This is a genomic window from Acidovorax facilis, from assembly GCF_023913775.1.
In the GTDB taxonomy this organism is placed as follows: Bacteria; Pseudomonadota; Gammaproteobacteria; order Burkholderiales; family Burkholderiaceae_C; genus Acidovorax; species Acidovorax facilis.
On record NZ_JAMXAX010000012.1, the window covers coordinates 15,885 to 32,260 of the forward strand.

The following is a 16,376-nucleotide window of genomic DNA, read 5'->3' on the forward strand; positions in this document are numbered from 1 at the left end:
TCAATTCGCTCCGCCTGCTTTTCGTGCAGCTAGAAAGCGCCAGGTGGTGAGGTCGCTTTCATGGAATTGGTAGCCCGCTGCGTCCAACGCCGCTCGGAGGGTTTGGCCCTCTTCGGTCTGCTCTTGGCCAACACGCACCAATTGCTCGTAGCGCCGAATTTCCTCTTGCAACGGCAAGGGTGGCTCCCGATGGGTGCCCATGATTTTGGCCAAGGCGTCACCCGATTCATGGGCCAGCGGACTGAAATCCGGTGTGCGCACGCGCATGAGCCCGTTTTCGTCCTGATCAAGAACGCGGATGTTTTCACGCGGTACGGTGGTCAGCACCTGTGGGCTGTGCGTGGTGACGATGAACTGCGTCAACGGAAAGGTACGCATCAAATCGCCCAACACGCGCTGTTGCCAGGTAGGGTGAAGGTGCAGGTCGATTTCGTCCACCAGCATGATGGCGGGAGCACTCATGGCCAAAGCATGCTGGAAGGGCTCGAAGATGCCAGGGTCTTGCCCCTCCAATACGGAAACCACCTGCATGAGCAATTGCTGGCTTGCAAACTGATTGCCATATTCAAGATGGGGGTTGGCAATGGCAAGCCGTCGCGCAAAGTCCATCGCCAGTGCCAGCATGCTTTGGTAGCCCTGGCTGAGTTGGTTCACCAGCAGCTCGGCACCATCGCTGGAACGCTCCAACATGAACTTATGCCGTGCGTTGAAATGTGGGTTCCGGTAGGCTTCCCCTAGCAGGGAAACAACAGTGGCCCGCAACGCTTCCAACGACTCCAAGGGGGTGTAGTCCTCACTGGTGACACCCTTGTTTTTCCGAAGCTCGGCGGATTCTTCCTGATCAAACCACGCAAGCATCTCCCGGAAATCGCTCCGTGGGTTGAAGCAATCCACCAGTGCGGCCGTGGGGTGCTCGTAATTGTGCTTCGCGGAACGCAGGCGTTCAGGAACCTCGATATGACCTCGGCTCGCACCATAGTAGGCAAAGACGGGTGTGAGTGCCGGTGCGTCCGTCTTGTAGCTGGCCGTGATGGCGTGCAGATGCTCTTTGAGCGCCGTCTCGCCCCATGTCTCGGCAGGCTTCTTGCCTTTGCCACCGCCAGAGGGACGCCAGTAGTCCCATTGGAGGTCACCCCAGGTAGTGGACATGATTTGCGCGAAGTCAGCAGTGCTCCACTGCTCTCGCCCTCGCACTCCCGTCGAAGACTGAATACGAAAATCTGCGTCCTTGATGCCGCGACCCGTTAAGCGCTGATCGGCAGAAGACAGGTGGGTGAGGACCGGGGTCAAGCCACTGGCAATACCATCTAGCACTGCCGTTTTACCCGCCCCGTTTTCACCCACAATCACTGTGAGGCGTGGGTGCAGATCCAGCGTGATTGATTCAAAGCAACGGAAATTTTTCAGTGTGACGGTCTTCAATCGCATGGCGCAGCCCTCAGTTCAAGCAAAGTTGCGGCCCCCGGATTGCCTTTGGCCTATTAGAATTTGCATAGCCTCATACTCTAACCCCACCGGAGATAGCATCTCCGGTCCGATGCCCCAGCAGCGCAAGCTCTGGGGCATCTCTCTTTGTGGCGCCCTTGCTTACCCATGGAACACCTTGGGCTCCAAGGCTCTGCCCAGCAGCAACCCAAGGTCAAGGTTCTTGCTCGCCTCGGCCCAATCTGGCTCCTGGGTGAATGGCATGGGGACGTAGTTCACCGATTCGGCAGTGTCGCCGTCCACCACCACCACAGCCAGCACAAACTTGTCCTTCTGGTTCAGCCCGTGGCGAATCTCGTTGCTGGTGACGGTGATGGTGTCCTGCCCCTTGGCGCGGCCTTTGACTTCAATGTGGTGCTCCAACGCCAGCCCCTCGGGCTGCTCGACGTAGGTGGTGATGTCCCAACCGCACTTTTCGGCAGATACGTCTTTGGTGCGGTGGCCCAGCGCGTGTTCGGCGTCAAACACGGCTTGCATGGCAATGCGCTCGATGCGGGCACGGGCTGCTGCGTCCACACTGAAATTGGGCACGCCACTGCGCTGCGCCAACAGCCCTGCGGGGATGACGAGCGCCCCGCCGATCACGTTGGGTGTGCCAGACGCCACGCTGCGCATGGCTTGGAGTTCAGCGGTGCGCTGTTTGAGGCGCGCGCTCAACTCCTCGGCACGGCGGCGGGCGTTCTCGGGTTGCAGGCGGGGTTGCTTGCCTGCGCGCACGTCCATGTCCAGCCGGATGGCACGGTCTGACCAGTATTGGATTTCTTTGACCAGGCGCTCGCGCACGGCGGCCAGTTGCTTGTCGGCCTGGCGTTCGCGGCGGCTGGCAACTTCTTGCGTGTGCTCGGGCACCAGGTGTTCCACGGCATAGGCCAGGGCACGGGCTTCGATGTGGTGCGTCACCCAATCGGCCTGCAACACGTCGGCCACCTGGGCGGCCTGGGCGGTGGTGATGGGTACCAGGTCAAGGTGGCGGGCAAAAGGCGCGGGGGTGGCATCGCCGTCCGACGTCATTTCCACAAACTGCAATCGGCGGGAGACATCGCGTGGAGTGCTGCCGTTGGGTGCGGCGGTTTCGCGCACGCTGTGGTCCAGCATGAACAGCACGCGCGGCTCGGTGCTGTCGTCGTGCGGGTCCACCAAAATGGCGCCGCGTTTGAGCAGGCTGCGGTGGCTGGACAGCACCAGGTCGGTCACGGCGGCCATGAGGGGGTGGCCTGGGTGCACCAGGTCGGCGGTGGGTTTGCCGTAGATGGTGCGGTGCTCGCGGTCGAAGCAAATGCGCTCGTACTTTTTCAGCACGGGGGTGCGGGTGTGGCCGATTACGCGGTCGCGTTCCATGACGTCGGCAGGAACGTGGCGCACCTCGTAGCGGCCCGCCTCGCGGTCGCGCAGCTCGCCCCCCACCACCCGGAATGCTTCGCGGAAGAATGCGCTGATGAAATGCGGTTGGAGCTTGCGGGCCTCGGCCTTGTCCATCTCCTCGCGGATGGCATAGAGGTCGTCCAGGCTCATGTGGTTTTCGACCAGGGCATTGCGGGCCATCAGGTCTTTCAGGTGCTGGGTGTCCAGCGCCTGGCCGATAACCTGCTCCATCCGGGCGCGGGTTTCGGGCTTTTCGCCGTAGCGAATGGCGTCGATGAGCAGGTCTTTGAGCGAGATGTTGTCGAAAGCCTCGCCCAGCACGTTGAACACCCGCCCGCCCAAGGCCTCGCGCTCCACGGCCAGCTTTTCAAGCAGGCAGTTGAACACCTCGCCCTCACGGGTCTGGGCCGCCACCAGATTCCACAGGTGGCACACCTCACGCTGGCCAATGCGGTGGATGCGGCCAAAGCGCTGCTCCATGCGGTTGGGGTTCCAGGGCAAGTCGTAGTTGACCATGAGGTTGGCGTTTTGCAGGTTGACGCCCTCCCCTGCCGCATCGGTGGCCAGCAGCACCAGCACGTCGGGGTCGTTGCGGAACGCCTCTTGCACCTTGCGCCGGTCGTCGCGGTTGATGCCGCCGTGGATGGTGACCACAGCCTGTTCGCTGCCCAGCGTGTCGCGGATGCGCAGCAGCAGGTAATTGAGCGTGTCGCGGTGCTCGGTGAACACGATGATTTTGCGGCGGCGGCCATCGGCGGTGCGCATTTCGGGCTCGTCTTGCAGCAGGCGCGAAAACTCTTCCCACTTGCGGTCGCTGCGCGATTGCACGACGGATGCGGCGGCACTTTCCAGCTCCCGCAGGATCAGGATTTCGGCTTGCAGCTCAGGAATGGTCTCGGCAGCAGTGGCCTGGTCCACCACCTGGTCGGCCACTGCTTCGTATTCCTCGGCGCTGAGTTCGTCGGCGGCGTCATCAAGGTCTTCGGGCAAGTCCAGTTGTCGCTTGACGACGTATTCACCCAGGTTCTCGCGCAGCACGTCAGCGCGGGCTTTGAGTTGCAGCTCGTCAAGACGTGCTTCGAGCTTTTTACGGCGGCGCGAGAGCGATGTGTAAATGGCCTGCGGGCTGGATGCCAGTCGGCGCTGCAACTGGGTCAGGGCAAAGCCGACGGTGCCCTTTCGCTTGCCGTCCAGCCGGTCCGCGCGGTCCATTTCGTTGCGGACGTAGTCGGTGACCTGGTCGTACAGCAGCACCTCGGCATCTGACAGCGTGTAGTTGACCGTGTACGCGCAGCGCTCCGGGAACAGCGGCTTGCCGTCAAAGCGCAGCAGCTCTTCCTTGACCATACGACGCATCATGTCGGTGATGTCCACCTTGTGGGCACCCTCGCGGAACTTGCCGTAGAAGCGGTCGCCGTCCAGCAGCGACATGAAGAGCTGGAAGTCTTCTTCCTTGCCGTTGTGGGGTGTAGCCGTCATCAGCAAGTAGTGGCGGGTAAGGCCGCCCAGGAACTTGCCCAGCTTGAATCGGCCTGTCTCGTTGACCTTGTTGCCGAAGTAGTTGGCCGACATCTTGTGGGCCTCGTCCACCACGATCAGGTCCCACTCGGTCTGCGCCAGCAGCTGCTGGTATTCCTCGTTGCGCGAAAGTTGGTCCAAGCGGGCAATCAGGCGGTCTTGTTCGGCAAAGTAGTTGCGGCTGTGGCACTGCTCCTGCTTTTCGCGGCTGAAAAGCTCGAAGTCCAGCCCGAATTTCTCACGCAGTTCGTCTTGCCACTGCTCCGTCAGGGAGCCGGGCGAGACGATGAGCACGCGCCGGGCGTCGGCACGCAGGGTCATTTCTCGAATCAGCAGGCCCGCCATCACGGTCTTGCCTGCTCCGGGGTCGTCGGCCAGCACGAAGCGCAAGGGCTGACGCGGCAGCATGGTTTCGTAAACAGCGGAAATCTGGTGCGGCAGGGGCTCGACGTTGGAGGTGTGCACCGCCATCAGGGGGTCAAACAGGTGGGCCAGGCTGATGCGATACGCCTCCAACGCCAGCTTGAAGGCAGCGGGGGCCGCATCGAAAGCCCATGCCTTGCCTGCTACGGCCAGAGACAAACGATGCTCGTCGTGACGGAAGATGGTCTGCTCATCAAGCTTGCCTTGGGCGTTGCGGTAGGCCACAAGGCGGGCACTGGGGCCTATCTCTTCGACGTTGACAACCTTGACGACTTCATCAGGGACCAGCCCGGTGATTTGCGCGTCCTTAGCGATTTCTTCGAGTTTGAGCATGCGCGCCTGAGTGCGTTGAACGGTGGTTACATCAGGCACTGACTCCTGGGTCGGGACGAACAAGGCACAAACCCAATGCACTCCCCCAAGCGCCTGATCGGCGGGTCAGTCTAGCAGGCAGAACGCGCCATTCGGGCGTGCCAGGATGCACTCCGCCAGCGAGCCTCCAACTCACGACAAAAACAGGTTGGCCATGTTCGTGGTTCTGTGGCATCGGAATCCGCCGAGAATGGACGCACAACGACTTTTCAACCGCAACTAACATGTCAAGCAGCGCACCCTCCCCCCGAATTCGCCATGACTACCTGCTGCTGCACAAGCCTCTGATTTCAGCGCGCACCGCGCTGGAAGCGTTTGCGACCCCAGAGGGTGTTGAGGCGTATCGCAGGTTTCCGAACCTCGTTTCCAAAGCTCAGACACTGTTGCCGGACTTGCAGCAACTCATCGAGACAATGCTTCCGGAATTGGTGGCTGCCAGGGTTCGCATGGCACTGGACGGGGTGCCACTTATTGCACCGGTAGACCACGACATACCCGCTGGCCTCATGGGGGATTGAGGAGCAACCTGTCAGAGAGCCAGGAGCTTTGCACGCCTGGACTCGTCCACGCGTTGACACAGGCCAGGAGACTCTTCCTCGGCAACCGTCAACCAGTGGCCTCGCGCGGCTTCATCGACCCAAACGCCTGCGAGAGCGGCCACCCAATCCATCCAAACCACTTCAATGCGGTCATCCATGAACATTTCCGCAGTGGTTTGGACGTTTTCCCAGCAAGGTGCAATGACCAACCCTTGCTGCTCCACAAAGAACGGCCAGACAGCATCGTCATCAGCGACTTCCGTCACGGAGCCGAACTTCATTAGATGGCGCCTGATACCGAGGATGCCCAGGCCGTTTTTGCGTGAGGCAGCTGCGTTCTTGGCAATCGGCAGGTGCTCCATGGACGGGTACGGATTGGGTTGGCTGATCGGCTCTCCCGCGATGTACTCCACCAGGGTGCTCGCCAGGTACTTCACCTCTTCGCCCTTTTTACCGCCAGCCCAGTTGGGTGCTGGTGGCGGCGGCTTCGACTGCTTGCGCCTCTTTTCAAGCGTGCTCACAGACATATCGAGCATCAGCGCGGCTTTTGCGGCTGAGAGCAACTTGACCCGCCGCACTTCCGGCGAAAGCGCCATAACCTCGGCCAACAGAGCGTTTTGCCCCGCATCCAATTCCTCAATGCTCACTGACTGCCTCCCCGTCAAGTCTCGGCAGCACTGTGGCATGCCGGAGTATGTCGTCTTCTAGCTTCTGCATGTATCGGCGCAGGGTGTCCTGACTGGGCTTACCGTATCGCGCGGTCACGTTGCCCATTTGCCCGTGATTCATGAGCTGCTGGACAACAGCATAAGGCATGCCCTCGATATTCACGGCGACGGTGCAAAAGGTCCGTCTGAGATCGTGCATGGTGAACACCCACTGGGGTCGGTATCTCCGCTCAAACTCCTCTTGGGCTTCTACTGACGCGGCAATCTCCGCACCCCGGCTTGCGGCGTAGTCACTCCAAGCCACCTGCATGCTCTTTTTTTCTAGCGTTGACCGAAGGGATGCGACGAACTCACGAGGGCTGTTGTAGTGGGCAGACTCGGTTTTCGGGTTTTTGGACGACGCGGGGAAAACGTAGAGCTGGTTCGGCTGCTCTTGCTGGCGCAATCTCATCAGCCAAGTGGCAAAACGTCCAAGGGGAACACTGTGGGTGGTGCCAGACTTCGTTCCCCTGAGAGTAACTTGGCCGCATTCCACCCCCTCGGGTAGGGACAGCACGCTGAATTCCGTCTCGTCCATGCCCTCCGCCAAAAGCTGATCACGCCAAACCAGCTTGGCCGTTTCACTCTTGCGTGCACCCAGTAACAACGTCAGCAGCATGTAGTCCACCGCATCGCGGTTGCGCTGGCGCTTTGCCCAGAGCGCATCAAGCCATGTTCCGAGCTTCTCGGGAGTGTTTTCCAGGGGGTTGCGGACTTTCCGGTCTTCGTACTCAGCTTCTAACTCTGCGCGCGTGCGCATGTGTCTGCGGGCAATGTTGAACGGGTTGACCAACAGCTCGCCATCGAAGGATGCCCGGTTTCGGTTAGCCTGCTGGTCTTCGATGTGCACGTTAAACGCAGCGCGGCACCACATCAAGGTCTGTTCTGCTGCGGTGCGATGTCCCCGCTCCTTGGCAATGCGTTGCCAGATTTCTTGAACAGACTTCACGCCGATCGTGCGCAGTGACTTTCCAAGCCACGGTTTCAGTCGCCGGATGGCCGCCTCTATGGCTTTCACGGAATTGGGCCGGGGGTCTTTCCCCTTCTTGTACTGCTCCAAATAATTCGCCATGACGTGGCCCAGGGTGGTGGCCACAATTCCCCGCTCTTCGGCACGGAGTTCCTGAATGTCTTCACCCCGCTTCATCGAGAAACGCACATCCCCAGCAATCTGTCGGACATCAGTGAGGGGGTCGTCGGTGTTCACATTCAGCCGGGGATAGTCACCCAAGGCCACCTTCGTGACCCTCCCCCCCACGCGGACTTGGAGGTAGAAGGTCTTGCGCTTCGTCCCCACATACAAGCACAGGCCTGGCGGCGTGTTGGGCGCACTGTCGGAGACAATGTAAGCCTTGGGCTCGTCAACGTCAGTTAGGCCGACCATCCTGCCGTTTTCCACCACAGGGCGCACGGACGGGGCCAGCTTTTTGAGGTTGTCGCGTGTGAAGATGAAGCGCATATACCCACCCTAAATTGCGTGATGCGGGTCTCTATTTTGCTACATTCTTGCTACGCAAAAATGGCGGTTCTGTGTGGTTCTATGCGATTCATGGCAAGACAAGAAAGCTGAGTAGTGACAAAAAATATAGAAAATTCAACAGCTTACGTACAAACACAAGCCATGGAGAATGACTCCCCAAATCACACCCCCATGATGCAGCAATACCTGGCCCTCAAGGCCGGGTATCCCGAGACGCTTCTGTTCTACCGCATGGGCGACTTCTACGAGGTCTTCTGGCAAGACGCCGAGAAGGCCGCGCGGTTGCTCGACATCACGCTCACGCAGCGCGGCCAGTCGGGCGGCCAGCCGGTGGTGATGGCCGGTGTGCCCTTCCATGCACTGGAGAACTACCTGGCGCGCCTCATCAAGATGGGCGAGTCGGTAGCCATTGCCGAGCAGGTGGGCGAGGTGGGCGCCAGCAAGGGCCCGGTGGAGCGCAAGGTGGTGCGCGTGGTCACGCCCGGCACGCTGACCGACACGGAGCTGCTGTCCGACAAATCCGAATCGCTGCTGATGGCCGTGCACCAGGCGCCGCGTGCGCGCTGTGGATTGGCCTGGCTCAGCGTGACGCAGGGCCGCGTCTTCCTGGCCGAGTGTGCGCAGGACGAACTGGGCGCCTGGCTGGCGCGCGTGGCGCCCAGCGAGCTGATCTACAGCGCGGGCGTGACAGAGCGCTTCGAGCAACAACTGCAGATGCTGCGCCAGGGCGGCGCCTTCACCTGCCCCATGAGCCCCCGCCCCGACTGGCAATTCGACAGCGCCTTGGGCGAACGCAAGCTGCTTGAAAATCTGGGCGCCGCCAGCCTGCAGGCCTGGGGCGCGCAAGACCTGGGCGAGGCCCACGCCGCCGCCGCCGGGCTGCTCACGTATGCCGAACACACACAGGGCCGCACGCTCACCCACGTGCACAGCGTGCAGGTGCAGCGCAACGACGACCTCATCGACCTGCCCGCCACCACGCGCCGCAACCTGGAACTCGTCAAAACCCTGCGCGGCGACGATGCGCCCACGCTGTTTTCGCTGCTGGACACCTGCATGACCGGCATGGGCAGCCGCCTGCTCAAGACCTGGCTGTTGGAGCCGCGCCGCGACCGCGCCGAGGCGCGCCAGCGCCTTTCGGCCACCACCGCGCTGCGCGGTGCGGGCGGCGCCGGTGGCGGCAGCGGCCCCTGGGCCTTGCTGCGCGGCGAACTCAAAGGGGTGAGCGATGTGGAGCGCATCACCGCCCGCATCGCCTTGCGCCAGGTGCGCCCGCGCGAATTGGTGGGCCTGGGCAAAACGCTGCAAAAAGCAGAGCTGCTCGCGCTGAATGGACAAGCGCTAGAGCCCTATTTGATTCAAATCTTCGGCCATCTGCAGCCGCCCGAGGGCTGCACCGGCCTGCTGCAGGCCGCCATCGCCGAAGAGCCCGCCGCCCTGGTGCGCGACGGTGGCGTGATCGCCAACGGCTTCGACACCGAGCTGGACGAGCTGCGCGCCATCCAGACCAACTGCGACGCCTTTCTGCTGGACCTGGAAACCCGCGAGAAAGCCCGCACCGGCATCCCCAACCTGCGTGTGCAGTTCAACAAGGTGCACGGCTTCTATATTGAAGTGACCGGCAGCCACCTCGACCGCGTGCCCGACGACTACCGCCGCCGCCAGACGCTGAAAAACGCCGAGCGTTTCATCACGCCCGAGCTGAAAACCTTCGAGGACAAGGCCCTGTCGGCGAACGAGCGTGCGCTGGCCCGCGAGAAGTGGCTGTACGAGCAAATCCTGGACCAGCTGCAGCCCCACGTGCCCGCCCTCACCCGCCTGGCCCAGGCGCTGGCCACGCTGGACGTTTTGTGCACACTCGCCGAACGCTCGCTCACGCTGAACTGGTGCGCGCCGCAGTTTGTGCCCGAACCCTGCATCGAGATCGAAGGCGGCCGCCACCCCGTGGTCGAAGCCCGTCTGGCCGAGACCTCCAGCGGCAGCTTCATCGCCAACCACACGCGCCTGAACGCCAACACGCGCCTGAACGCCAACACGCGCATGCAGGTCATCACCGGCCCCAACATGGGCGGTAAATCGACCTACATGCGCCAGGTCGCGCTCATCGTGCTGCTGGCCAGCATGGGCAGCCACGTGCCCGCCGCGAGCTGCCGCCTGGGCCCCATCGACGCCATCCACACCCGCATCGGTGCGGCGGACGACCTGGCCAACGCGCAATCGACCTTCATGCTGGAGATGACCGAGGCCGCGCAGATATTGCACGCCGCCACGCCCCACAGCCTGGTGCTGATGGACGAGATCGGCCGGGGCACCAGCACGTTCGACGGCCTGGCGCTGGCCAGCGGCATTGCCACGCACCTGCACGACAAGACCCGTGCCTTCACGCTGTTTGCCACGCACTATTTCGAGCTGACCGAGCTGCCCGCCAAGGCGCGCCATGCCATCAACATGCATGTGAGCGCCACCGAGAGCGGCACCGACATCGTGTTCCTGCACGAGATCCAGCCCGGCCCGGCCAGCCGCAGTTACGGCATTCAGGTGGCCAAGCTGGCGGGCATGCCCTCGCCCGTGCTGCACCATGCAAGGCATGCGCTGGCGGCGCTGGAAGAGCGGGCGGGCGAAGATGAATTGCAGGTGGACCTGTTCGCTGCGCCCGAGGTGCCTGAGAGTGCGGGCGCCAGCCCGCTGGAAGCTGCGCTGGCAGGCATCAACCCCGATGCGCTGAGCCCGCGCGAGGCGCTGGATGCGCTGTACCAGCTCAAGAAGATGGCGGGCTGACGCAGTCACGCAACCCAGCGGGTAGCACTCCCCACCAAGGCGAGCCCCGCCACCTGCCCGGCTTAAAGATCCTGCGCCACCGGCGCCAGCTGCCCCAGCATGAAGGTGATGAACGGCGGCACACAGGGCAGGTGCCCGGCCACCGGTTGTGCGCGGCATTCAGTCAGGCTGACCAGATCGCCCGCGCCGCGACTTTGCATCGCGCGCACGGTGCTGACCGAGCTGGCGTAGGGCACGGTGCGGTCATCGCGGCCGTGGTACAGGCGCATTGGCACATTGGGTTTCCAGTCGTAGACGTTGCTGGCGCTGGCCACGGCCAACACGTCGTCGGCCAGGAAGTGGTCGATGAAACGTGTGTCGTAGGCCACATCGGCATCGCCCGGGATCAGCGCGCGCAGCAGCAGGCGGCGCACCTCACGCTGCACGCTGCCGCCCAGGTAACGCAGGAAGCCCGGGTTGATGAGCGCGCCGATCACCGGCTGTTCTTGCCGCACCAGGTCCACCAGGCCATCCATGGTGGTCTGCACGTTGTAAGGCCCCGCGCCCGGCACCACCATGCGCAGCTGTTGCAGGTGGGGCGAAGCGCTTGCTTGCAGCGCGCGGTGTGTTGCCATGGTGACGTAGCCGCCTTCGGAATAGCCGGTCAGAAAGAGCTGCCCGTTGTCCGCCACGTTGGCCTGGCTGCGCCAGGTGCGGGTGGCGGTCAGAAAATCCACCGTGGCGGCTGCGGACGGCGCCGCCAGCAGGTAGGGATGGGGCGTGCCCTTGGAAGCGCCAAAGCCCACGTAGTCGGGCGCCAGCACGATATAGCCCAGTGACGCGAGCACCACCGCCACCTCGGACGCCACCGCGTTGTTGCTGGGCGCCTCGGCATCGCGAAAGAGGGTGCCATGCTGGTAACTGAGCACCGGGCTTTTGGCGCCCGCTGGCTTTTGCGGAACGCTGACCAGCCCCGAGGCGCGCACCTCTTTGCCGTCGGCATCGGTGGTGAGGTACTCGATCCGGTAAGCAGTGACGCTGTAGCGCGGCACCACGTCCTGGGCCAGCGACTCCTTGGCGGCCAGCGCTGCAGCGATATCAGCGGCCGGCACGGTGCCAAGCAAGGCGGCGGATTCAAGCTGGCCGGAACGCGCCGGTGCGGGAGGTGGCTCCGGAGTGTTGCCGCCATCGCCGGGGTCTTGCGCGCTGCCCCCGCCACAGGCCGCCAGCAATGCCGCCAAGGCCAGCGCGCAGGCGCGGCGGGTTACAGACAAAATCAGTGGGTTCAACACGGCAAGGCCCCTCCAGGTGAAGCGGCGGATGATAGGAGCGACGGGCACACACTGCCTGGCCCGTAAGCAATAGCCCTTTACCCCCGGGGCGGCAGTTGCCTTGGCTGCCGCCGGAACTTCGGGTGAACGCAAAAGGGCGGGACCTTCCAATTCTTGAGTAAAAATGGCCTCCAGCGCTTATCCACCAAGCGTTGGTTGCTATCAATACAGGATACCGACTACGGCACACGCGATTACTGGCCCGCACTCTGCCCAAGGGTGCCTTCCCACGCCGGACTAAACTCGCGGGTTCCCCTCTTACAACGACCCCACTTCTTCCATGACGTATTGCGTCGCCATCAAACTCAACGCCGGGCTGGTTTTCCTGTCCGATTCGCGCACCAATGCCGGCCTGGACCAGATCAGCTCTTTCCGCAAGATGATGGTCTACGAGAAGGCGGGCGACCGCTTCATGGTGCTGCTGTCGGCAGGCAACCTGTCCATTTCACAGTCGGTGCGCGAAATCCTGCAGACCGAGCAGCTCAAGGACGGTGACTCGGGCGAGACGATCTCGATCTGGAACGCCAAGAGCATGTTCGACGCGGCCCGCGTGCTCGGTGCTGCGGTGCGCCATGTGCACGAACGCGACGGCGCAGCGCTCAAGCGCTCGGGCGTGGACTTCAATGTGTCCATGGTGTTCGGCGGCCAGATCAAGGGTGAAGGCATGCGCCTGTTCCAGGTGTATTCGGCCGGCAACTTCATCGAGGCCACGTCCGAGACACCGTACTTCCAGGTCGGCGAATCCAAATACGGCAAGCCCGTGCTCGACCGGGTGCTCACCCCCGAAACCCCGCTGGACGAAGCCGCCAAGTGCGCGCTGGTGTCCATGGACAGCACGCTCAAGTCCAACCTGTCGGTGGGCCTGCCGCTGGACCTGGTGGTGTACGAGGCCGACAGCTTCTCGACCTCCAAGGTGGTCTGCATCGACGAGAACAACCCCTACTTCCGCATGCTGCACGACAGCTGGGGCCAGAAGCTGCGCCAGGTGTTCGACAGCATCGAAGACCCGGCCTGGGGGGGTGGCGCCACCACCGTGCCCATCATGGTGAACCCGGCCCGCAGCAAGCCGCTCAAGAAGATCACCAACCACACCGACAAGCTCATCTGATTTCTCTGACGGCGGGGTTCGCCCTGCCCCGCCGGTATCCCCATGCTCCCCATCGTTTTCTCGCACGCCAACAGCTTCCCGGCCAGCACGTACCGCGTGCTCTTCCAGCACCTCAAGGCCCGGGGGATTGAGGTCAGCGCGGTGGAACGCTACGGCCACGACCCCAAGTACCCGGTGACCAACAACTGGCCCCATCTGGTGCAGCAGCTGGCAGACTTCGCCACGCCGCAGGTGGAGCGCCTGGGCCAGCCTGTATTTCTGGTGGGGCATTCGCTGGGCGGTTTTCTGAGCGTGATGGCCGCCGCCCGCCACCCCCACCTGGTGCGCGGTGTGCTGTTGATCGATTCGCCCCTGCTGGGCGGATGGAAGGCCAACGCGGTCGATGTGGCCAAGCGCACGCAGGTCGTGGGCTCCATCTCGCCGGGCAAGGTCAGCCGACAACGGCGCTTCAGCTGGGCCAGCAACGAAGAGGCGCTGGAACACTTTCGCAAGAAAAAGGCCTTTGCGCACTGGGACCCCGAAGTGCTGGGCGACTACATCACCCACGGCCTGGTGGACCACGATGGCAAGCGCGTGCTGGGCTTTGACCGCGCGGTGGAAACCGCCATCTACAACACGCTGCCGCACAACCTGGGACGGCTGCTCAGCACCCACCCCCTGCAGTGCCCGGCCGCCTTCATCGGCGGGCGCGATTCGGACGAGATGCGGCAGGTGGGCATGGCCATGACACTGCGCATCACCAAAGGCCGCACCATGATGCTGGACGGCAGCCATCTGTTTCCGATGGAGCAGCCCGTGGCCACGGCGGCGGCCATTGAGGCGGCGCTGCTCAATCTGGCGGCGCTGAACCCGGTCAAGCACTGACGACCCACCCGCAGTGTTGGGGGGCTGCGGGGTTTGGGGCGGCATAGCACCCAATACCTCCTGCAATGCCCCGAATAGCGCCGAAAAGCCCCGCCAAGACGGCCTTCGATCAGGGCAAACAAGGTTCGCCCGGAGTGGAGCAATCCCCTACACTGGGGGAGTTGTTACAGTGTGATACACCCCCATGCCCACCCTGCCTCACTTTGCCTCGCGATTGCCTGTGCTCAGCTATGTGCTGCTGGCCGTCTATCTGGTCATCCTCGCAGTCCGCACCCACAACGACACCACCATTGCCCTGGTGATTGCCTCGGTCGTGATGTTTGCCTGCTGCTGGGCCAGTGCCACCCATTTGCTGGGCGCGCGGCCAGCGCTGCAGTTTGTGCTGATTGCCGTGAGTTTTGGCTGGTTTGCCGAGCAGATGGGCTCCTCGCGCGGCTGGTTCTTTGGCCAGTACACCTACACCGACGTGCTGGGTCCCCGTCTGGGGGACGTGCCCCTGGTCATCCCGCTGATGTGGTTTTCGCTGACCTATGCGGGGTATGTGATCTGCAACCTCATCGTCTGGCAAAGCGCGGTGGACGGCGCGCGGGGCCTGGGCAATGCCGCCATGCTGTCATTTCTGGCAGCGATGATCGTCACGGCGTTTGATCTGGGCGCCGACCCTTACATGGTGTACACCCTCAAGGCCTGGATCATGACCAAGACCGATGGCGCATGGTTTGGGGAGACGGTGCAGGGGTTTTTTGGCTGGGTGTTCGTGTCCTTCGTCATCATCTTCGGTTTCCGCATGTCGGTTCGCAAACAGGCCCTGCAGCCATCCAGCCCGTTCTTGCGCCACCATGCCCTGGTTCCGCTGGCACTGTATGGGAGCAATATGGTGTTTCAGATGATCCTGGGCAATCCGGTGGAAATCCGCTCCATTGCGCCGTTTGCGATGGGCATCCCCTTGTTGTGCGCGCTGGCCGGGTACCAGCGCTGGGCAGCCCCCGCAAAGGCCAGCGTATGAACCAGAACACGTCACACTCCAACACCATCTCGGACGCCGAACTGGCGGGTATGCAGCACCACGCCGACCCCCTGGCCGACCAGACCATCGCCGACATCCTGGGCGACTGGCCCGCAGGGGACGTCGCGGTGGATGCGCCGCAATGGGCGCGCATCGACACCGTGAACCGCCTGTTCGGCGAGTGGACGGACAACCAGAGTCTGGTGGGCTGGACCGCCCAGGGCGACGGGGTGGACGCTGCCATGGCCCGGGCGCTGAACCACTACGTGCAGACCGCGCAAGCGCTGCCGTCCTGGGCCGATGCGAAAAAGATCGAGCGTGCCGAGAAGCTGTTCATGGAGCATGGGGCGCTGTCGTGCATCCTGCTGTTTTGCGCCAGCCTGCCCGAGTGTTATGTGATCCCCGACCTCTCCAGCGTGCTGCACACCTCGGGCCAGCTGGAGCAGAACGCCGAGTACCGCATCCGGTCCACGGCCGCGATGATCTTCCCCGTGATGCTGCACGGTGGCCTCAGCCAGCGCGGCGCGGGCGTGGCGCAGGTGCTCAAGGTGCGGCTGATCCACGCCACCATCCGCAACCTGATCCTGCACGGCAGCCCGCAAAGTGCCGTCAAACAGCTGCTGGCCGGGGGCAGCGGGCAGGTGGCACCACAAGCCCTGCCCAGCGGGGGCGGGCGTCAGGCCATGTTCCAGACGCTGTACGCCCGCGGCTGGAACCTGAAAGGCGATGGACTGCCCTGCAACCAGGAAGAGCTGGCCTACACCTTGCTAACGTTTGGCTATGTGTTTTTGCGCAGCTTGCGCCGCTTGGGGCTGAGGTTGCGCACGGCCGACGAAGAGGCCTACCTGCACGCCTGGAACGTGGTGGGCCACATCCTGGGCATCGACCGGGCCTTGATGGTGGACACCATGGACCAGGGCCAGGCCCTGATGGCGCGCATGCAGGCCCGGGGCCGCGCCGAACCCGTCACACCGGACCCCCGCCCTGCCCTGGGCCGGGCCTTGATGCAGACCATGGAGAACTCGCTGCCCTGGAACATTGTGAAACCCTTTCCCGAACTCATGACCCGCTACCTGTGCGGGCGCGACACGGCCAGCGACCTGGGCCTGACCCAGCCTGTGCCGTGGCCATCGGCGCTGCTGTTCTGGGGGGTGTTGCTGCTCGCCCGTGCCATCGACACCGTGCTGCGCCTGGTGCTGCCCCGGTTCTCGATCGTGAGGACACTCACGCGCATCCTGGGCTACCACTTCATGAGCCGCGTGCTGATGAGCCAGACCCGCCCCTCCAACTGCCCACCGAGTTGCTCAACCAGGTGGACGAGGTGGTGCACAGCTGGAGCGATGACCCCCACGCGCCGGGCTGGATCAACCGGATCGAAGACCGGCTGACGACGCACGGCAGCTGGAGCGCGGGCCTGGCCGCCC

At 63.2% G+C, this 16,376-nt stretch carries 11 protein-coding genes; 6 read left to right on the forward strand and 5 right to left on the reverse strand.

Annotated elements, in window-relative coordinates; all coding sequences use genetic code 11:
* Entirely contained in the window at positions 1 to 1,428 is a 1,428-nt protein-coding gene (locus NFX52_RS06290; protein ID WP_082437394.1) for an AAA family ATPase, read from the reverse strand.
* 159 nt (positions 1,429 to 1,587) lie between these two features.
* Entirely contained in the window at positions 1,588 to 5,121 is a 3,534-nt protein-coding gene (locus NFX52_RS06295) for a helicase-related protein (RefSeq protein WP_055397349.1), read from the reverse strand.
* Between the two features lie 263 nt (positions 5,122 to 5,384).
* On the opposite strand from NFX52_RS06295, the gene NFX52_RS06300 reads away from it, so the two are divergent.
* The gene (locus tag NFX52_RS06300) at positions 5,385 to 5,678 is read left to right on the forward strand and encodes a hypothetical protein (protein ID WP_055397350.1); all 294 of its coding nucleotides are present in this window, start codon (positions 5,385 to 5,387) and stop codon (positions 5,676 to 5,678) included.
* A gap of 11 nt (positions 5,679 to 5,689) precedes the next feature.
* Here NFX52_RS06300 and NFX52_RS06305 read toward each other — a convergent pair whose 3' ends face one another.
* Together NFX52_RS06305 and NFX52_RS06310 are read right to left on the reverse strand one after the other, a co-directional pair.
* A complete protein-coding gene (locus NFX52_RS06305) occupies positions 5,690 to 6,346 on the reverse strand; it encodes a hypothetical protein (RefSeq protein WP_055397352.1) in 657 nt (218 codons plus the stop codon).
* Positions 6,336 to 7,865 (reverse strand): site-specific integrase, encoded by a 1,530-nt coding sequence (locus tag NFX52_RS06310; protein WP_252635581.1) that lies wholly within the window; start codon positions 7,863 to 7,865, stop codon positions 6,336 to 6,338. The genes NFX52_RS06305 and NFX52_RS06310 overlap by 11 nt, the downstream gene beginning before the upstream one ends.
* A 162-nt stretch (positions 7,866 to 8,027) precedes the next feature.
* Between NFX52_RS06310 and mutS the strand changes: the two genes are divergently transcribed.
* Complete coding sequence (gene mutS, locus NFX52_RS06315; RefSeq protein ID WP_435301289.1) at positions 8,028 to 10,664, forward strand: DNA mismatch repair protein MutS; 2,637 nt, start codon at positions 8,028 to 8,030, stop codon at positions 10,662 to 10,664.
* Positions 10,665 to 10,726: 62 nt separating this feature from the next.
* Here mutS and NFX52_RS06320 read toward each other — a convergent pair whose 3' ends face one another.
* Entirely contained in the window at positions 10,727 to 11,935 is a 1,209-nt protein-coding gene (locus NFX52_RS06320; protein ID WP_238385565.1) for an alpha/beta hydrolase family protein, read from the reverse strand.
* 319 nt (positions 11,936 to 12,254) lie between these two features.
* Between NFX52_RS06320 and NFX52_RS06325 the strand changes: the two genes are divergently transcribed.
* From NFX52_RS06325 to NFX52_RS06340, 4 genes are all read left to right on the forward strand, one after another.
* Positions 12,255 to 13,082, forward strand: a complete 828-nt coding sequence (locus tag NFX52_RS06325) for a proteasome-type protease (RefSeq protein ID WP_010459683.1) — start codon at positions 12,255 to 12,257, stop codon at positions 13,080 to 13,082.
* Between the two features lie 42 nt (positions 13,083 to 13,124).
* Positions 13,125 to 13,946, forward strand: a complete 822-nt coding sequence (locus NFX52_RS06330) for an alpha/beta fold hydrolase (protein WP_055397361.1) — start codon at positions 13,125 to 13,127, stop codon at positions 13,944 to 13,946.
* 184 nt (positions 13,947 to 14,130) lie between these two features.
* The gene (locus NFX52_RS06335; protein WP_055397363.1) at positions 14,131 to 14,952 is read left to right on the forward strand and encodes a carotenoid biosynthesis protein; all 822 of its coding nucleotides are present in this window, start codon (positions 14,131 to 14,133) and stop codon (positions 14,950 to 14,952) included.
* The gene (locus tag NFX52_RS06340) at positions 14,949 to 16,340 is read left to right on the forward strand and encodes an oxygenase MpaB family protein (protein WP_252635583.1); all 1,392 of its coding nucleotides are present in this window, start codon (positions 14,949 to 14,951) and stop codon (positions 16,338 to 16,340) included. Before NFX52_RS06335 ends, NFX52_RS06340 begins: the two co-directional genes overlap by 4 nt.
* The last annotated feature ends 36 nt before the right edge of the window (positions 16,341 to 16,376 follow it).